The sequence below is a fragment of the Streptomyces sp. ME19-01-6 genome, assembly GCF_033793745.1.
GTDB lineage: Bacteria > Actinomycetota > Actinomycetes > Streptomycetales > Streptomycetaceae > Streptomyces.
In genome coordinates this window covers 635,359-654,041 of the sequence record NZ_JARAXF010000002.1, presented here as the reverse complement: position 1 = coordinate 654,041, position 18,683 = coordinate 635,359, and the positions used below count along the sequence as shown (strand labels likewise).

14 protein-coding genes and 1 pseudogene are annotated in these 18,683 nt (G+C 68.4%); 4 read left to right on the top strand and 11 right to left on the bottom strand.

Annotated elements, in window-relative coordinates; all coding sequences use genetic code 11:
* Positions 1 to 60: 60 nt before the first annotated feature.
* Positions 61 to 735 (bottom strand): class I SAM-dependent methyltransferase, encoded by a 675-nt coding sequence (locus PV419_RS06285; protein ID WP_319686661.1) that lies wholly within the window; start codon positions 733 to 735, stop codon positions 61 to 63.
* A 203-nt stretch (positions 736 to 938) separates the two neighbouring features.
* Positions 939 to 1,514 carry a CGNR zinc finger domain-containing protein gene (locus tag PV419_RS06280; protein ID WP_319686660.1) on the bottom strand — a complete coding sequence of 192 codons (576 nt, stop codon included), beginning with the start codon at positions 1,512 to 1,514 and terminating at the stop codon, positions 939 to 941.
* Positions 1,515 to 1,596: 82 nt separating this feature from the next.
* On the opposite strand from PV419_RS06280, the gene PV419_RS06275 reads away from it, so the two are divergent.
* Positions 1,597 to 2,769 carry an epoxide hydrolase family protein gene (locus PV419_RS06275; RefSeq protein ID WP_319686659.1) on the top strand — a complete coding sequence of 391 codons (1,173 nt, stop codon included), beginning with the start codon at positions 1,597 to 1,599 and terminating at the stop codon, positions 2,767 to 2,769.
* A 164-nt stretch (positions 2,770 to 2,933) separates the two neighbouring features.
* Here PV419_RS06275 and PV419_RS06270 read toward each other — a convergent pair whose 3' ends face one another.
* From PV419_RS06270 to PV419_RS06255, 5 genes and pseudogenes are all read right to left on the bottom strand, one after another.
* On the bottom strand, positions 2,934 to 4,706 hold the full coding sequence (locus PV419_RS06270; RefSeq protein ID WP_319686748.1) for an acetyl/propionyl/methylcrotonyl-CoA carboxylase subunit alpha: 1,773 nt from the start codon (positions 4,704 to 4,706) through the stop codon (positions 2,934 to 2,936).
* Positions 4,707 to 4,926: 220 nt separating this feature from the next.
* A complete protein-coding gene (locus tag PV419_RS06265; RefSeq protein WP_319686658.1) occupies positions 4,927 to 5,136 on the bottom strand; it encodes an acyl-CoA carboxylase epsilon subunit in 210 nt (69 codons plus the stop codon).
* A 9-nt stretch (positions 5,137 to 5,145) separates the two neighbouring features.
* The gene (locus PV419_RS53180; RefSeq protein ID WP_415925242.1) at positions 5,146 to 5,772 is read right to left on the bottom strand and encodes a carboxyl transferase domain-containing protein; all 627 of its coding nucleotides are present in this window, start codon (positions 5,770 to 5,772) and stop codon (positions 5,146 to 5,148) included.
* A 24-nt stretch (positions 5,773 to 5,796) separates the two neighbouring features.
* A pseudogene (locus tag PV419_RS53175) lies at positions 5,797 to 6,423 on the bottom strand (carboxyl transferase domain-containing protein); the annotation flags it as partial.
* 54 nt (positions 6,424 to 6,477) lie between these two features.
* The gene (locus tag PV419_RS06255) at positions 6,478 to 8,064 is read right to left on the bottom strand and encodes a methylmalonyl-CoA mutase (protein WP_319686657.1); all 1,587 of its coding nucleotides are present in this window, start codon (positions 8,062 to 8,064) and stop codon (positions 6,478 to 6,480) included.
* 102 nt (positions 8,065 to 8,166) lie between these two features.
* Between PV419_RS06255 and PV419_RS06250 the strand changes: the two genes are divergently transcribed.
* Both PV419_RS06250 and PV419_RS06245 read left to right on the top strand, forming a co-directional pair.
* Positions 8,167 to 8,838, top strand: a complete 672-nt coding sequence (locus PV419_RS06250; RefSeq protein ID WP_319686656.1) for a TetR/AcrR family transcriptional regulator — start codon at positions 8,167 to 8,169, stop codon at positions 8,836 to 8,838.
* A 113-nt stretch (positions 8,839 to 8,951) separates the two neighbouring features.
* Positions 8,952 to 10,274 (top strand): cytochrome P450, encoded by a 1,323-nt coding sequence (locus PV419_RS06245; protein WP_319686655.1) that lies wholly within the window; start codon positions 8,952 to 8,954, stop codon positions 10,272 to 10,274.
* Between the two features lie 36 nt (positions 10,275 to 10,310).
* On the opposite strand, the gene PV419_RS06240 is transcribed toward PV419_RS06245, so the two are convergent.
* From PV419_RS06240 to PV419_RS06225, 4 genes are all read right to left on the bottom strand, one after another.
* Positions 10,311 to 10,967: an adenylate kinase gene (locus PV419_RS06240; RefSeq protein WP_319686654.1), complete on the bottom strand. Its 657-nt coding sequence runs from the start codon at positions 10,965 to 10,967 to the stop codon at positions 10,311 to 10,313.
* Between the two features lie 323 nt (positions 10,968 to 11,290).
* Entirely contained in the window at positions 11,291 to 12,253 is a 963-nt protein-coding gene (locus PV419_RS06235) for an electron transfer flavoprotein subunit alpha/FixB family protein (RefSeq protein WP_319686653.1), read from the bottom strand.
* Between the two features lie 51 nt (positions 12,254 to 12,304).
* Positions 12,305 to 13,105, bottom strand: a complete 801-nt coding sequence (locus PV419_RS06230; protein WP_319686652.1) for an electron transfer flavoprotein subunit beta/FixA family protein — start codon at positions 13,103 to 13,105, stop codon at positions 12,305 to 12,307.
* 398 nt (positions 13,106 to 13,503) lie between these two features.
* On the bottom strand, positions 13,504 to 17,166 hold the full coding sequence (locus tag PV419_RS06225; RefSeq protein WP_319686651.1) for a LamG-like jellyroll fold domain-containing protein: 3,663 nt from the start codon (positions 17,164 to 17,166) through the stop codon (positions 13,504 to 13,506).
* Positions 17,167 to 17,633: 467 nt separating this feature from the next.
* Here PV419_RS06225 and PV419_RS06220 point away from each other — a divergent pair, with 467 nt between their 5' ends.
* Complete coding sequence (locus PV419_RS06220) at positions 17,634 to 18,680, top strand: LacI family DNA-binding transcriptional regulator (RefSeq protein ID WP_319686650.1); 1,047 nt, start codon at positions 17,634 to 17,636, stop codon at positions 18,678 to 18,680.
* Positions 18,681 to 18,683 lie beyond the last annotated feature (3 nt).

Sequence of the window (18,683 nt, the reverse complement as noted above, 5' to 3'; positions counted from 1 at the left end):
AACCGTACTCGGGCACGGCCGCCAGTCCCGATACAGGCCTCCGACCAGGGCGGATGACATTTAGCGGGATCGCTTCAAGACAGCCGTCCCCTTTTCGTGATCAATGAATTCGGAGGACCAATCCGGATACTCGCGGCACCAGCGCTCGACTATGTGCAGCTCGTCTGGGCGACTCGCATCGTCCATAAATATCCGCACATCACTGTTTACCTTCGATTCAAGCATGGGGAGTGCTGGGTACCTTGAAAGTGGCTGCAAGAATCCTGGAGGCCCATCGACCACCACCATGTCGCACTTCTCAACATCTTCTATCTGCATCGGGTCGTACCAGTGCCATCGCTCTCCTTTGACTTCCACCTCAACCAGCGGGGCTATACGCACTTGTGCATATGTGCTCAGCTCTTGCTGCTTCAAGGTGGCAGCTGTCGCATCGCCGAAATTTTTATCATGATCAACCGAGACAATCTTCCCGGGGATTTCGAAATGGTGAAGCGCGTTTGCCATCCAGACTGTCGTGGCGCCGCTTCCTATGTCCAGAATGGAAAGCGGGCGTCGCTCCTGGATCTGTGAAACCAAGAATAGTAGGAAGTCGGGCGAGGCCGTCCATTTTGTGGGTTTGGGCATTGCGTACTTGACAGGAATGATTCCGTAGAGATTCGTCAGAGCCTCAACCTGCCTGAAACGGTTTTCCATAACCTGCCGAAGGTCAGTGATTTCCTTCAGGATGTCATCCATTGACGTCACTATTCATCCTTCATTCGTGGTAGTAATTGTGTGAGCGCCGCGGCGGGGTGGGGGGGCAAGGGGCGCAGGTTCACATCCTGTCGTCCCGACGGTGTGCGCTGAACCGCCGTCGGCGGTGAGTGCCGCGTGAGTGCATCCAATGCGACGGATGTGTCGCAGGCATGGGGCCCACTGGGATGTACCGAGGGTAACGATCACTCCGCTGATCTGGGGGTTTTGCGCTGGTTGGCAATGAAGCGCGCCTTCTTCTGGCGATTCCCGCACGTGTTCATGTCGCACCATTTGCGAGTGCGGCTTTGGCTGGTGTCGAAGAAGGCGGCTTGGCAGGTTGGTGATGCGCACAAGGCCAATTTTCCGTCTCGTTCGCCTGCGAGGATGCTGATCGCGTCGGCGGCGATCACGCTGAGGGCATCTTCCACGCAGGAAGCCGAGCTGAGCCGCCATTGCCGCTTGCCCTCGGCCGTCAGGATCGCCGCGGCCCGACCCTGAGTGCTGCAGTCATTGATGACTTGGACAGCAGACGCAGGGAGAGCGCCCTGGAACGCGGCCGCTGTCGCGGCGGCGTGAATCGACTCCCTCAGTTCCCGAGCGAGGTCGAGCTGGGCAGTGGTGCAGGAGTCCACAGCGAGACCGTTCACTGCCAGCCAGTCGATGAGTCGTTGCGGCGTGGGAATGCGCTCCACAGCGTTGCCGTGACGCTCCGACAGAGTCCCCGTGAAGCTGGTCGCTAGCACGGTGCCGAGGCGGAAGTCAGGGAACCCAGCACGCATGGAACCACCTTAGCAGGTTGCGGCGTGGCTCGGAGGCCTGCTAGAACCTTCTTAGCCGGTTCCACGATGGCCAGGAGGTCTCATGCCCCGTCCAGCCAGCGACGTGCAAACATTTGAAGCCCACGCAACTGACGCTGACCTCGACGATCTGCGCGCCCGACTAGCCGCGGCGCGACTACCGGAGGCCGAGACGGTCTATCGCGCCGCGCCCGACCCTCGCCGATGGGAACAGGGCGTTCCTCTCGCCGACCTCGTCGATGTCGTGAACTACTGGCGCACCGGGTACGACTGGCGGTCGTTCGAAGAGCGCCTCAACCGCATCGGCCAGTTCCGCACGACCATTGATGATCTGGGAATCCACTTCCTGCACCGCCGATCCGCACGCGCAGATGCCACTCCTCTGATCTTGACGCACGGCTGGCCAGGCAGCATTGCTGAGTTCATCGATGTAGTGGACGAGCTGGCAGATCCGAAAGACGCGGACGCGCCAGCGTTCCACGTCGTGGTCCCGTCGCTACCAGGCTTTGGTTTCAGCGACAAGCCGGCCACCACCGGGTGGGGAACCGAAAAGATCGCGGCCGCATGGGTGGAACTGATGGGAAGGCTCGGCTACAGCAAGTTCGCAGCCCACGGCGGCGACTGGGGAGGTGTTATCACCACAGTTCTCGGCGGCAGGTTCCCGGCGCACGTTCTCGGCATCCACACAACGTTCGCGGAGGCACCGCCCGGGTTGACAACGGACGGGCTGACGGTGGTCGAGCGCAAGTGGACCGAGGAAACCCGCGATTTCTGGCGCCACCGTGCGGCGTACGCGAAGCAACAGGCGACCCGCCCGCAGACCATCGGCTACTCGCTCGTCGACTCACCGGTCGGGCTTCTTGCCTGGATCCTCGACAAGTTCGCTGAGTGGTCAGACACCGAAGACAGCCCGTTCGAGACGATTTCCAGAGACAGGGTTCTTGACAACGTCACCCTGTATTGGCTGACGCGGACCGGCGCATCGTCGGCCCGCATTTACTACGAAAGCCACAACTCACTCGACCCGGAACTTCGGGTCGACGTCCCGTCGGCAATCAGCATGTATCCCCGCGACATCGAGAAGTGTCCGCGCCCCTGGGCACAGGAGCGGTACCGACAGATCGTCCGATGGAGGTCGCCCGGAACCGGGGGACATTTCCCGTCGCTGGAGGTTCCCGAGTATTTCGTCAAAGATCTGCAAGAAGGCCTCGCGGCAGTGCTGGCCGCTCATCGGTGAACGCGGCTCGACGACCCGGCACTCGATCACCGCCTGATCCGGCTCAAGGCGTTGCGGGGTTGTCTCGGAGCGCACTCACCGTCCGCGGCCACGGGGAGGACGAGAGGGCTCAGACCGGCGAGACGACGCCGGCCAGGTGCCGGCGGCGCATCACTCCTTGATCATCACTCCTTGATCTCGCAGATCGCGGCGCCGGACGTGATGGACGCGCCGACCTCGGCGGACAGGCCCTTGATGGTGCCGGGCTTGTGCGCGTTCAGTGGCTGTTCCATCTTCATCGCCTCGAGTACGACGACCAGGTCGCCCTCCTTGACCTCCTGGCCCTCCTCGACGGCGACCTTGACGATCGTGCCCTGCATCGGGGAGGCGAGGGTGTCACCCGAGGCGGCGGGGCCGGACTTCTTGGCCGCGCGGCGCTTGGGCCCCGCGCCCGCCGCGAGGCCGGTGCGGGCCGGCGACATGCCGAGGGAGGACGGGAGGGAGACCTCCAGGCGCTTGCCGCCGACCTCGACGACGACGGTCTCGCGACCCGGCTCCTCGTCGGTGTCCACGTCGGCGGGGGCCCCGAACGGCTTGATGTCGTTGACGAACTCGGTCTCGATCCAGCGGGTGTGGACCGTGAAGGGGGCCGCGCCGCCGGTCAACTCCGGTGCGAACGCCGGGTCCTTGACCACCGCGCGGTGGAAGGGGATCGCGGTCGCCATGCCCTCGACCTGGAACTCCTCCAGGGCGCGGGCAGCGCGCTGCAGGGCCTGCTCGCGGGTGGCGCCGGTGACGATCAGCTTGGCCAGCAGGGAGTCCCACGCCGGGCCGATGACCGAGCCGGACTCGACGCCCGCGTCCAGGCGGATGCCCGGGCCGGACGGGGGGTCGAAGCGGGTGACCGTGCCGGGGGCCGGGAGGAAGTTGCGGCCCGGGTCCTCGCCGTTGATGCGGAACTCGAACGAGTGGCCGCGCAGCGGCGGATCGTCGTAGCCGAGAGTCTCGCCGTCGGCGATGCGGAACATCTCGCGGACCAGGTCGATGCCGGCGACCTCCTCGGTGACCGGGTGCTCGACCTGGAGGCGGGTGTTGACCTCCAGGAAGGAGATCGTGCCATCGTTGCCGACGAGGAACTCCACCGTGCCGGCGCCGACGTAACCGGCCTCCTTCAGGATGGCCTTCGAGGAGGAGTACAGCTCGGCGACCTGCTCGTCGGACAGGAAGGGGGCCGGGGCCTCCTCGACCAGCTTCTGGTGGCGGCGCTGGAGGGAGCAGTCACGGGTGGAGACGACGATCACGTTGCCGTGCTGGTCGGCCAGGCACTGGGTCTCCACGTGCCGGGGCTTGTCGAGGTAGCGCTCGACGAAGCACTCGCCCCGGCCGAAGGCGGCGACGGCCTCACGGACGGCGGAGTCGTACAGCTCAGGGACCTCTTCCAGCGTCCGCGCCACCTTGAGACCACGCCCGCCACCACCGAACGCGGCCTTGATCGCGATCGGCAGCCCGTGCTCCTCGGCGAAGGCGATGACCTCGTCGGCGCCCGAGACCGGGTCGGGCGTACCGGCGACCAGCGGTGCGCCGGCGCGCTGGGCGATGTGGCGGGCGGCCACCTTGTCGCCCAGGTCGCGGATGGCCTGAGGGGGCGGGCCGATCCAGATCAGCCCGGCGTCCAGGACGGCTTGGGCGAAGTCGGCGTTCTCGGAGAGGAAGCCGTAGCCGGGGTGGACGGCGTCGGCGCCCGACTCCCGCGCCGCGTTCAGCACCTTCCCGATGTCGAGATAGCTGGTCCCAGGAGTGTCGCCGCCCAGGGCGAACGCCTCATCCGCGGTGCGGACATGCGACGCGTCGCGGTCCGGGTCGGCGTAGACGGCCACGCTCGCGATCCCGGCATCCCGGCACGCCCGGGCCACGCGGACTGCGATTTCGCCACGGTTGGCGATGAGCACCTTCGTCAGCATGCCGGCTCCATCATCTGGCTCGAAGTGGCCGTCAGCCGGTGCGCGGTTTCGGCCTTCGCTGCGCGATCGTGGCCGTCGAGTCCGGGCTTGGCGATCACCACACGGGCGCGCGGCGCCGGAGCGGCGCCGGAGCGCTCCGTGCGCTGTTGTGGGGCATTCATACTCTCTCCAGGAGTCAAGGGGTGTGCACGAGAGGTGAGCTGATGGGCCTGCTCGTTCAACGGGGCCAGTAAGAGCTGCGCCAGGTTGTCGGTCCCGGCGGTGTGAGGGTGCGGCGTGGGATGTCGCGCTTCTTGTCCGCCCATTCGCCCAGCTGCTCGGGTGCCGCGGGAGTCGGTGAAGCCGCTGCGGCGCGGGCTCGGATCACCGCCAGGGCGGCGGCCAGCTCCTCGGGGGTCGGGTTGCCCCGTACGACCTTGATCGTCACAGCGGCTCCTTACAGGGGGATGTTGCCGTGCTTCTTCGGAGGCAGGGACTCCCGCTTGGTGCGCAGCTGACGCAGGCCGCGGACGATGTGGCGTCGGGTGTCGGACGGCGTGATCACGGCGTCGATGTAGCCGCGCTCGGCCGCGACGTAGGGGTTGAGGAGGGTGTCCTCGTACTCCTGGATGAGCCGGGCCCGGGTGGCCTCGACGTCGTCGGCCTCCGCGAGGGTGCGGCGGTGCAGGATGTTGACCGCGCCCTGGGCGCCCATGACGGCGATCTGGGCGGTGGGCCAGGCGAGGTTGAGGTCGGCGCCGAGGTGCTTGGAGCCCATGACGTCGTAGGCGCCGCCGAAGGCCTTGCGGGTGATGACGGTGATCAGGGGGACGGTTGCCTCCGCGTACGCGTAGATCAGTTTCGCGCCGCGGCGGATGATGCCCTCGTGCTCCTGGCCGACGCCCGGGAGGAAGCCGGGAACATCGACGAAGGTCAGGACCGGGACGTTGAAGGCGTCGCAGGTGCGGACGGAGCGGGCCGCCTTTTCGGAGGCGTCGATGTCGAGGCAGCCGGCGAACTGCATGGGCTGGTTGGCGACGATGCCGACCGGGTGGCCCTCGACCCGTCCGAAGCCGGTGAGGATTGATGAACATGTGCGAGGTCTGGTCGACCATCACCGTGAAGTCGGTGATCGCGGGGGAGTAGACCGCGCCGCCCGCGCACGGGCCGACGACGAGTGAGATCTGGGGGATCACGCCCGAGGCGCGGGTGTTGCGGCGGAAGATCTCGCCGTACATGCCGAGGGCCATGACGCCCTCCTGGATACGGGCGCCGCCGGAGTCGTTGATGCCGACGACCGGACAGCCCGTCTTCAGCGCGAAGTCCATGACCTTGACGATCTTCTGCCCGTAGACCTCGCCCAGGGCGCCGCCGAAGACGGTGAAGTCCTGGGAGAACACCGCGACGGGCGGCCGTCGACCGTGCCGTGCCCGGTCACCACGCCGTCGCCGTACGGACGGTTCTTCTCGAGGCCGAAGTTGGTGGAGCGGTGGCGGGAGAACCCGTCGAACTCCATGAAGGAATCCTCGTCGAGGAGGAGCTCGATCCGCTCACGGGCCGTCAGCTTGCCCTTGGCGTGCTGCTTCTCCACCGCGCGATCGGAGCCGGCGTGCGTCGCCTCGTGGACGCGGTGCTGCAGATCCGCGAGCTTGCCCGCGGTCGTGCGGATGTCGATGTCGGACTGCTCTGTGGGCGCGGCGCTCACCCGCGGCAGGGGGGAGGAAGGAGGTGTCATGGAGTGCTCCAGAAGCGGTGGGCGACGGCTCCCGGACAGGGCCGCGCTCATGCGTCAGAAGGTGTCGTGGGGGACGTACGCGCCCCAGATGTCGCGCAGGGCGTGGGAGACCTCGCCGACCGTGGCGCGCAGCCCCAGGGCCTCGCGCATCGGGGGCAGGACATTGTCCTTGCCTTGCGCCGCGGCGCGCAGGGCGTCCAGGGCTCGTCCGACAGCGTCGTTGTCGCGTTCCCGGCGCAGTGCGGCGAGACGTTCGCACTGGTCGGTCTCGATCTGGGGGTCGACGCGCAGCGGCTCGTAGGCCTCCTCCTCGTCGAGGACGTACGTGTTGACCCCGACCACGGTCCGTTTCCGGCCGTCGATCTCCAGGGCGATCCGGTACGCGGACCTCTCGATCTCGGACTTCTGGAAGCCCTGCTCGATCGCCGCGACCGCGCCGCCGCGGTCTTCGACGGCCTGGATCAGCTCCATGGCCGCCGCTTCGAGGTCGTCGGTCATCGATTCCATGACGTACGACCCGGCGAAGGGGTCCACGGTCCGGGTCACGTCGGTCTCGTGGGCGATGACCTGTTGCGTGCGCAGGGCGAGCCGGGCCGCCTTCTGGGTGGGCAGGGCGATGGCTTCGTCGTAGGAGTTGGTGTGCAGGGACTGCGTTCCGCCGAGGACCGCGCCCAGGCCCTGGAGAGCGACGCGGACGAGGTTGACCTCCGGCTGCTGCGCCGTCAGCTGCACGCCGGCGGTCTGGGTGTGGAACCGCAGCATTTGCGACTTGGGGTTCCTGGCGCCGAATTCGTCGCGCATGATCCGGGCCCAGATGCGGCGGGCCGCGCGGAACTTCGCGATCTCCTCCAGCAGTGTGGTCCGGGCGACGAAGAAGAACGACAGGCGCGGCGCGAAGTCGTCCACGTCCAGGCCCGCGGCGATCGCGGTGCGCACGTACTCCTTGGCGTTGGCCAGGGTGAACGCGATCTCCTGCGCGGGTGTGGCTCCGGCCTCGGCCATGTGGTAGCCGGAGATGGAGATGGTGTTCCAGCGGGGCAGTTCTTTGTGGCAGTAGGCGAAGATGTCGCTGATCAGCCGCAGGGACTGCTTCGGCGGGAAGATGTAGGTGCCGCGGGCGATGTACTCCTTGAGCACGTCGTTCTGGATGGTGCCGGTCAGCTGGTCACCCGCGACGCCCTGTTCGGCCGCGACCAGTTGGTACAGCAGGAGCAGTGTCGACGCGGGAGCGTTGATCGTCATCGACGTCGACACCTTGTCCAGCGGTAGGCCCTGGAACAGTGTCCGCATGTCCTCGATCGAGTCGATCGCCACGCCGACCTTGCCCACCTCACCCTGGGCGATGGCCTCGTCCGAGTCGTAGCCCATCTGCGTCGGCAGGTCGAAGGCCACGCTCAGGCCACCGGTACCGGCGCCGACCAGTTCGTGGTAGCGCTCGTTGGACTCCTTCGCCGTGCCGAACCCGGCGTACTGCCGCATCGTCCACGGCCGGCCGGTGTACATCGACGGGTACACGCCCCGGGTGAACGGGAACCGGCCCGGCGCGCCCAGCTTGGCGTCCGCGTCGGAGTCCGACAGCGCCCGCCCGTCGTAAACCGGCTGGATCGGCAGACCGGACTCGCTCTGTGCAACGGAATCCACGCCGGGACCTCCCTTGGTACTCAATATCTATCAAACGGTACTCAGTCCCACCGCGTGAGGGCAAGTGGCCTCCGAGGGTGAGACGAGGAAGGATGTGCGCTCATGAGCAAGCCACCTGCGCGGATGCGACTCGCGGACGCCGCGTTCGCCCTCTTCGACGAGCGCGGATACGAGCAGACCACCGTCGATGACATCGCAGAACGGGCCGGACTGGGGCGTACGACGTTCTTCCGGCACTACCGGTCCAAGGAAGCGGTCATCTTCCCCGACCACGACCGGTTGCTGGAACTGATCAGGGACCGGCTGGCCACCTCCAGCCACAGCACCGCCCTGGTCGCCGTGTCCGACGCGGTCCGCCTGGTGCTGCTCCACTACATCGACGAAGGGGAACTCGCGCGGCGTCGGTACGCGCTCACCAGCAAGGTGGCTGCCCTGCGCGACCGGGAGATCGCCAGCGTGGCCCGGTACCAGCGACTGTTCCGTGAGTTCATCGCGGACTGGATGGGTGACCCCACGGAGTCGGCGTCACTGAGGGCCGAACTCATGGCGGCATCCGTGGTCGCGGCCCACAACCACGTGCTCCGCCGATGGCTACGAGGCGAGTCGTCCGACCCGGTCGCAGAGATCGACGAAGCGATGCGCGAGGTACTCGCGCTCTTTCCAGCCCCTGGTACCCCGCCGGAGACCGGCCACGGCACCACCGTCGTCGCGTTCCAGACCGGACAGGACATCGACGCCCTGCTCCCCGAGCTACGGCGTCTCGTCGAGGGCTAGCCGAGGCGATGGCCGCGGGGCCGTCAGGGTGGAGGATGGAATTCGACGCGTAACCGAGTGATGCGGCGCACATCCGGTCGGGGGCCACACCTGGTGCGTGTTAGCTTCCGGCGGTGACTTCCCCGGCGCTGGATGAATTCGCACCTGATACCGGAGCAGCCGGACGCGGTCCGGTGGTCGGCCCCGGATCTCCCGACAGCCGTGGTTCGCTGGACCTGCTCGACGTGTTCGGCGACCCTTTCGTCCACGACCCTTACCCCTGGCTGGATCGCCTGCGGTCCAAGTCTCCGGTGCATCACGACCCCGTCACCGGGTTGTGGTTGGTCAGTCGCCACCGGGAGGTGCGCCGGGTGTTGCTCGACCCTCACCTGTTCCTCCCGGACAACGCCCAAGTCGCCGTCACCCCGCTGCCCGTAGCTGTGCTGCGGGTCCTTGCCCGCGTCGGCTTCACCCTTCCGCCCGCGCTCGCCAACAACGGCACCGCGAGCCATTTCGGACTACGCCGAGTGGTCACCCGGTTCTTCAACGCACAGCGTGTCGCAGAGGCCGTACCGGTGATCGAGCGTATAGCCGATGAACTGCTCGATGAGGTGCGGTCGCAGGTCGACTCCGCCGGCGGCTGCGATCTCTTCATCTCATTCGCCCAGCTCCTCCCGTGCAGGGTGCTGATGGAACTCCTCGGCATCCGGGGCGTGGACCCAGCCACCCTGATCCGCTGGAGCGACGCCTCACTGGAGCTGTTCTGGGGCAGGCCCGCACTCGACCGGCAACTGGAGCTGGCGGAGCTCGTCGTGGCCTTCCACCAGTGGCTCACCACGACCGTGCGCAGCGGCGCGGCCCCGTCTGACTCCTTCATCGGGGCGCTGGCCCGCCACCGCCTACCCGACGGCGGGGTGCTGGACGTCGAGACAGCGGTTGCCGCGTGCTTCTTCGTCTTCATCGCCGGGCAGTCCACCACCGGGCAACTCATCGCCACCGTGCTGCGCAGAGCGTCGGCCGAGTCCGGCATGTGGCTGCGCGTGGCCGATGAAACGGGCCTCGCCGAGGCATGGGTGGAAGAGGTCCTGCGGCGCGAGCCGCCGGTGACCTCCTGGCGCCGAGTCACCGCGCAGGCCACTGAACTGGGCGGCGTACCGCTCCCCGCGGGCACGCAGTTGCTGCTGATGCTCATGGGCAGCGGTTCAGATCCGGAGGTCTTCCCCGACCCGGAACGGATGTGCCCCCACCGGCCGAACGTCCGCCACCACCTGGCATTCGGCGCCGGACGTCACCGCTGCCCAGGCGCGTCCTTGGCACGCACAGAGGCAGCCGTGGCCCTGCGGGCGGCAGCCCGCATCCTCCCGGACGTTCAACTGGCAGCAGAGGCCGGTGACCGACCGATGCTCCGGCTGTTGTCCTTCAGAGCACCTCTGAAGGTGGCGGTGGCACAACCATAGGCCGCACGGCGGCGCAGCCGAGGCCGTACGACGTGATCAATCGGCCGAGCCGCGCATGACGGCGGCGAGTGCCCTCTGGGTCACCTGCTCGACCTGGCCTGTGGCGTTCACCCGGGTCAGCAGTCCTTGGGTGGTGTACCAGTCGAGCAGGGGTACGGTCTGCTCGGTGTGGACGGTCAGGCGTTTGCGTACGGTCTCCTCCCGGTCGTCGTCGCGCCGTTGGAGGGTGCCACCGCAGCCGCCGCACGAGCTCGGCTTGCCACTGCCGACGTGGTCGGTGTGTTGTACGAGCCCGCACTCGCCGCAGACGCGTCGGGCGGTCAGGCGTCGTACGACGTCGTCGTCCGGCACGTCGAAAGCGAGCACGCGGTCCAGGTCAGCGCCCTGGGTCGCCAGGGTCTCGCGGAGCAGTTCGGCCTGGCGGACGGTGCGGGGGAAGCCGTCGAGGAGGAACCCGGAGTCGGTGTCGCTCTCGGCGAGGCGTTCGGCCGTCATTGTCGTCGTCACCTCGTCGGGTACGAGGGCGCCGGCGTCCATGTACTTCCGGGCTTCGCGGCCCAGGAGGGTCCCCTGGGCGACGTGGGTGCGGAACAGGTCGCCGGTGGAGATCGCCGGGATGGACAGGCGCTCGGCGAGCAGCCGGGCCTGGGTTCCCTTGCCTGCTCCGGGCGGGCCGATCAGGACGATGCGCATGGGTTCGTGCTCCCTGCTGGGGTGTGGACGGGACGGTGAAAGGGCGGACCGGGCCACGCGCTCGGGGATGGGGCACGCGACTCGGGGCAGCCGACACGGGGCCGGGGTGCTCCGGGGCCAGGCGGTACTCGACCGACACCACGACCGTGCTGCTGTCCGGCGCGCCCTCCGGCCCTGGGGCCTGGCGCTCCTCCGCCCTCGCCGTGCCGCCTGCGGTCAGGTCCTCCGGTTCCAGGCGCAGTCGGGCCACCGGACTTGTGCTCGGAGGCGATCGCCCAACGCCCCACTATGGCTCGTGGAGACTTGGCGAGGCGGCCAGGAGCTCAGCCCTTGCGGGTCTTGATCTCCTCGGTGAGCTGCGGGACGACGTTGAACAGGTCGCCGACGACGCCGAAGTCGACCAGGTCGAAGATCGGGGCCTCGGCGTCCTTGTTGACGGCCACGATCGTCTTCGAGGTCTGCATACCGGCACGGTGCTGGATGGCGCCGGAGATGCCGCTCGCGATGTACAGCTGCGGGGAGACGCTCTTGCCGGTCTGGCCGACCTGGTTGGTGTGCGGGTACCAGCCCGCGTCCACCGCGGCGCGGGAGGCACCGACGGCCGCGCCGAGGGAGTCGGCGAGGGCCTCGATGATCGCGAAGTTCTCCGTGCCGCCCACACCACGGCCACCGGAGACGACGATCGCGGCCTCGGTCAGCTCCGGGCGGCCGGTCGACTCACGGGCCGTGCGGCCGGTGACCTTCGTGCCGGTGGCCCCGGCGGAGAAGGTCACCGCGAGGGCCTCGACACTGCCTGCGGCCGGGGCGGCCTCGACTGCCGCGCTGTTGGCCTTGACGGTGATGACGGGGGTGCCCTTGGAGACGCGGGAGGCGGTGGTGAAGGACGCGGCGAACACCGACTGGGTGGCCACCGGGCCCTCGTCGCCGGCCTCGAGGTCGACGGCGTCGGTGATGATGCCGGAGCCGATGCGCAGCGCCAGACGGGCGGCGATCTCCTTGCCCTCGGCGGAGGACGGGATGAGCACGGCGGCCGGGGAGACGGCCGCGACGGCGGCCTGCAGGGCGTCCACCTTCGGTACGACGAGGTAGTCGGCGTACTCGGACGCGTCGTGGGTGAGGACCTTCACCGCGCCGTGCTCGGCGAGCGCGGCGGCGGTGTTCTCGGTACCCGAGCCGAGAGCGACGGCGACGGGCTCGCCGATGCGGCGGGCGAGGGCCAGCAGCTCGAGGGTGGGCTTGCGGACGGCACCGTCCACGTGGTCGACGTAGACGAGGACTTCAGCCATGGGACAGCAACTCCTAATGGTTCAGACGCACTTCTGGCCCGCGAGGCTGCATCAGATAAATTTGCGCTCCGCGAGAAAGGCGGCGAGCTGCTTGCCGCCGTCGCCCTCGTCCTTGACGATCGTGCCCGCCGTCCGGGCCGGACGCTCGGCCGCGGAGTCGACCTTGGTCCAGGCACCCTCCAGGCCGACCTCCTCGGCCTCGATGTCGAGGTCGGACAGGTCCCAGGAGGTCACCGGCTTCTTCTTGGCGGCCATGATCCCCTTGAAGGACGGATACCGCGCCTCACCCGACTGGTCGGTCACGGACACCACCGCCGGCAGCGAGGCCTCCAGCTGCTCGGAGGCGGCATCTCCGTCGCGGCGGCCCTTGACCGTGCCGTCCTCCACCGACACCTCGGACAGCAGGGTCACCTGCGGGACACCCAGCCGCTCGGCCAGCAGCGCCGGGACCACACCGGTGGTGCCGTCGGTGGAGGCCATGCCCGAGACCACCAGGTCGAAGCCGGCCTTCTCGATCGCCTTGGCCAACACCAGCGAGGTGCCGATCGCGTCCGTGCCGTGCAGGTCGTCGTCCTCGATGTGGATGGCCTTGTCGGCGCCCATGGACAACGCCTTGCGCAGCGCGTCCTTGGCGTCCTCCGGGCCCACCGTCAGCACGGTGATGTCCACGTCGTCGTCCCCGTCCTGCCGCCGGCTTTCGGAGATCTGAAGGGCCTGCTCGACCGCGTACTCGTCCAGCTCGGAGAGCAGACCGTCCACGTCGTCCCGGTCGACGGTCAGGTCATCGGCGAAATGCCGGTCGCCAGTGGCGTCGGGCACGTACTTCACAGTGACAACGATTCTCAAGCTCACCGCATGTCCCCTCGCAGTGGTCCAGTACTGCTCTCCGCTGGCGCCGGTCGGCCGGTCGGTACTCAGTGCACAAGTATGCATACTCAGTCCCGTTAATCCAGGTCCCGCCTCCTCAGGCATGGAACTGAGACCTTTACGACTGGGAGCGTAGCGACGGCGTCTCGTCTTCCGCCTCTGTGACGTTTCCGTGGCAGTCCAAGATTCACAGTCGTCGACCAGCCCGGCGCCCGGTTCGAACAGCACAGCGCCCGGGGCCGCCGACCATGGCGGACCCGGGCGCTGTGCCTTCGCGGCACCGACGGCTTGAGTGGACGCGCGCCTGCCGGACGGGGCGTGGAACGCGATGCGGCCGCTACCCGACCTCTGCGCGCGGCACATCGCCGCCGGTGATGATCACCTCATCGCACCTCCTGTGCGTACGGCGCGACGGTGATCCGGTCGATCAGCGGTGCGTAGCGGGAGCGGAGCAGCACCCCGGGGAAGGTGTCCGAGGCGTAGCTGGTGCCGTCGAAGTTCGGCAGTTCCTCGGAGCGGAAGGTGATGGTGTTCTGCCCCTTCTCGAGGTGGACCGGGACGGTCAGCTCCCAGAAGTTGTTCTGGTGGAAGCTGTGGGGGAAGGTCACGCGCCGCGACTCGCCGCCGCCCACGGTGATGTCGGCGTGGCGGGCGAGTGGGTCGGGGTTGTAGTGGGTGGCTGCGGACTGCTCGGGGTTGGAGTAGCGGATGCGCAGCGCGTTCAGGCCGGCCCGGTCGGCGTTCACGGTGAAGGTCGCGGTGTTGCCGTTGCCTGGGTCGCCGCCGATGCCGCTGATCGCCGTGCCGTCGGTTGCCAGGGAGAGCGGGGTGAGCGTGGCCGAGCCCGCGAGCTTGGCGTCCTGGGCCTCGTACGTGCGCGCCGTGAGCGTGCCCTCGGTGGGCGTGACCGTGAGGCGGTCGACGAGGGTGGCGGACGAGCCTCCGGTCAGTGTCACCTTGTTGATGCCGCCGGAGAGGGAGACCGCGACGCTGTGCCTGCCCTTGGACAGGCGCAGGACGTTGTGTCCGTTGACGGAGAGCCGGGCGTCCGCTCCGCCGAGGGTGTCGACCTTGAGGGTGGCCTCGCGGTCGGCGGGGGAGTAGACCCAGAAGGTGGCGGTCCCGTTCTTCGGGAGCTGGATCGCGCCTGAGCCGGTGGCGGGGGTTCCGGCCTGCTTGGGCAGGTCGTAGACGGGCCGTGCGCCGCCGCCCGGCCAGGCCAGTTCGCCTTCGTACACCTGGGTGGCGGCGGAAGGCCCGGGGAGGGAGAGGGTGAGGCGGTCGACGATGGCGTCGCCCTTGGTGGCGCGCTTGCCGTCGAGGCTCTTCGCGGCGAGCGTCAGGGTGTGCTTGCCCTTGGTGAGGCGGACCTTGGTGTCCGTGTGGTCCCACACCACCCACTTGTAGCCGAGCGGCAGGTACAGCTCCCGCTCGCCGTCCGCCTTGCCGTCCACGCGCAGGAAGACGTTGGTGGGTCCCTGCTCCTTCACCTTGTCGAAGGTGTTGAGGGAGTTGGCGAAGACGTCCAGGTCGTAGGTGCCGTCCTCGGGTACGTCCACGGTGAAGTCGAGCGTGACGTCCGAGCCGGTGCGCAGACCGCCCACGTCGTAGCCGCCGGAGGTGTAGAACTTCGACACGTCGCGCGGCGAGCCCTCCGGGCCGTTCTTCGAGTAGCCGGACCCGGTGTGGGCGGCGTCCTCCGCCTCGTACGAAGCCTGCCAGCGCACGGGCGTGGACTGCGTGTCCTTCGCCTTTCCGGCCGGACTGAGGACGATCTCGTACGCCGAGGACTCCTCCAGCTTCGGCAGCCCGCCCTCGCCGAAGTCGACGACGACCTTGCCGTCGTCACCGACCTTCAGGTTCGTCTCCGTGAGCAGCTTCGGGCCGGACGAGTCGCCCACCTGTCCGCTCCACTCGATCTCCCGCACCCAGGCGTGCACACGGTTCCCGAAGAGCTTCTTCGGGACATCGGCGAAGGTGATGTGGCCCTTGCCCGTGGACCCGCCGAAGAGCAGACGGGCCTGCCGCTTCTTCTCGTCCAGGGTGGCGACGCCCTGCATGGTGTAGTTCTCGCCGGGGAACGGCGGGGCCACTTTGACCGTGTGCCCGCTCATCGAGGCGTAGGTGTGCAGCAGCCACCACTGGCCGTTGGCGCGGTTCGACTGGACGGCGGAGTCGGAGAGGTTGCCGTCGATGTTCCAGTACGCGATGTCGGCGTCCACCTTGGACTCCTCGATCGCGGACACCCACTGGATCATCTGGCCGGGGACGGAGGTGTGGTAGTTGAAGGCGTACTCGTTGATGTTGATCGGAAGCTGGGTGCCCTCCTTGGCAGTGCCCTTGAACAGTTCCTTCTCCCACGTCCGGTACTTGGCGACGCTCTCGCGGACCGCCTCCGGGTGGCTCAGCTCGTGCCAGGTGATGACGTCCGGGAGGGTGCCGGCGGCCAGGGTGTGGGTGAGGAAGCCCTTCACCTGGTCGTACAGGACGCTGGTGTTGGGTCCGGCGATGCGGGCGCTGGGCATCTTGCCTTTGATGAGCTTGTAGACGTCGTCCCAGGCGGCGAAGTAGTCGTCCGGGTCGCTCAGCCAGCTGACCTTGTTGTAGCTCCACTCCCCGGTGCCGAACATGTTGCCCTCGGGCTCGTTGAACGGCACGAAGACGATGTTGTCCTGGTACTGCTTCGGCAGGTGCAGGACCTGGTCGACCTGCTTGGTGATCTTCTCCTTGTAGAGCTTGAGCTTCTCCTCGGGGGTGTCGCCCGGCCATTCGTACGGGAAGCCGCGGTGGATGTCGGTCATGTAGATGTACACGTCGCCGTCGGTGGAGTCGGCCAGCGGCTTGACCACCTCCAGAGCGTCGGCACCGGGGTGCTGTGGGCCGTCCTGCGCCTTCGTGGAGACCGTGCGCAGGCCCATGCCCTCGAGGAGGTTGTTGGTGGGGACGTCCGGTCCGTACACGCCGTAGAGGGTGCCGGAGGCGCCGCCGTGGAACGCGCCGGTGTCCGAGCCGAGGTCGACGGTGAGCTGCCCCTCGCGGACCACGGTGACGGTCGCCTCCACCGCGCGCCCGGCCGCCGTTCCGGCCACGGTGAATGTGCCCGGCCCAGCGTACTTGTCGGGCGCCACGGCGTCCCAGGTGATCGGCGTGTCGCGGTCGTATCCGTCGGAGAAGGAGGAGCGGACAGCGGCGGGGAGGGACGGGGCGGTCCCGGTCGCCGTACGGACCCCGAACGACGTCTTCGAGAGCGCCTGGAGGGTAGGCACCTTCCCGACCAGGTCCGCCACCTGCTCCGGGCTGAGCGCCGAGTGCCATACGGTGAAGTCGTCGATCGTGCCCTTGAGCAGCGGATCCGGGTAGAAGGACTTGCCGATGTAGCCGGCGGCCGTGGCCGAACCGTCCAACAGGTCGCTGGCCTTGATACCGGTCGCGGCAGAGGAGACCGCCACGCCGTCGAGGTAGGTGGTGAGCCGGCCGGCGGTGGTGTCGAGGGTGACGGTGATGGTCCGCCACTCGTCGGCGGGGAGCGGTGCGTAGCCGCGGACCTGAGTCTCCGCGCCCCCTCCGCCAGTGGTCACGGAGGTCTGCAGCAGCCCACTGTTGTTGGACGGGGTGGCGAAGAGGTACGTGGTGGTGTTGGTACCCAGATCGAAGATCCGCTGCCAGGACGACGTGTCGCCGCTCCACTTCACCCGGGCTGAGACCGTCAAGTTGCTGGCGTCACCGATCACTTCGCGGGGCAGGCGGACGTACGCGCCGGTGGAGGTGGGCGCCCCACCGGGCAGGGCGAGCGCCTTGCCCCCGCCCGTGCCGGTGACGGACTGGGCGGTGGAGCCGTTGACCAAACTCGCCGTCAGGCCGTTGCCGGAACTGTCGGTGATCTTGTCGGAGTCGAGGTCGTCCTGGTCGAAGGTGTAGCGGGCGGCGGGCTGGGGTGTCTCGGCCGCCTGTGCGGGGACGGCCGGTGCGGCCAGCAGGCCCGCGCCGAGAGCCAGCGCCACGGCGGCCGGTGCCCGGCGCCGGGCGGATCTGTCAGCGGATGGCATGGATTGCGTCCTCAATCCTTGAGTAGGCGGTTCCGGTCGGCCCACCTCGGTCGGCTGCTCGTCCACGAGGCGGCCCAGCGGGGCGAGTGCGAGGGTTGGGGTCAGTCGAATCGGTTCGATTTCCTGCGCCACAGGAACTTCTGCGATGACCGGGGTGGCAGCTCCTCTCCTCGGGGGTGCACGGAGCGTGCCCAGGGTTGCCGGAAGGATCGCTTCGTCGAACCGGTTCGCGAAGCTAGCACCGCGAAACCCGGCCAGCAATCCCCACGACGCATCCATGATTTCCAGCCTTTGGATGGATCGAGAAAGTGATGTCCAGGGTGTTGACAGGCGCTCGGGCGGTTCTTACCGTCGCTTCACGCGAACCGGTTCGACGGCCGGGGCGCCCCCTCCTCCCGTTCCACGCCCCCACAACCGGCGGGCGCTCCTCCTGGGAAGCGTCGAACCGGTTCGAGCAAGGAGTCGCCGTGAACATCGGTGAGATCGCCCGGCGGGCCGGTGTCTCGCGGAGCACCGTGTCCTACGCGCTGAGCGGTAAGCGCCCGGTGTCGGAGGACACGCGCCGGAAGATCCAGCAGGTCGTCGACGAGCTGGACTACCGGCCCAGCGCCAGCGCGCGCGCCCTGGCCAACGGGCGGACGAGCACCCTCGGCCTGGTCTTCCCGCCGGCCGGGAACCACTACACGGGGATGCAGCTGGACTTCATCGGGAGTGTGGTGGAGGCCGCCGCGGCCTACGACTACGACGTGCTGCTGTCGCCGAGCGGCGTGGACAGTGACCGGTCGTTCCAGCGGCTGCTGGGGGAGCGGCGGGTCGACGGGGCGATCCTGATGGAGATCAGACTGGAGGACGACCGGGTGGATCATCTGGCCGCTCTGGACTTCCCCTCCGTGACCATCGGCCGCACCGCCCGTCCTGAGGGTGTTTGGTGGGTCAGCCTGGACCACACCGCGCTGGTGGAGGCATGCGTCCACCACCTGGCGGATCTCGGTCACCGCCGGGTCGCCTTCGTCAACCGTCCCGAGCAGCTGCTGCGGTCCGGGTACGAGTCCGCGCACCGCGGCCTGGACGGTTTCACCAAGGCGGCGGCCGAGCGCGGACTGACCGTCCGGACGTACTGCTGCGGGGACGACGCCGCGGCGGGCCAGAGCTGCGTACAACGCATCCTGCACGACGATCCCGCCACCACGGCCCTGGTCACGCTGAACGAGGCCGCGCTGGGCGGCCTCTACCGGGGGCTCGCCCAGGCCGGCCGCCATGTACCGCGCGACTTCTCCGTCACCGGAGTGGTGGCCAGCCGCTGGGCGGAGACGGTGACCCCGCAGCTCACCGCGGCGGACGTGCCGGCGGCCGAGATGGGCCGGCTCGCCGTCGAGCTGCTGGCGGAGCGACTCGACCATCCCCACGCGCCGCCCCGGCACCATCTCCTCACACCGCCCATCTCCCTGCGGGCCAGCACCGGGCCCTCGGGAGCCACGCCCGCGGCGGACGCCGGGCCCGACACGACCCCCTGACCG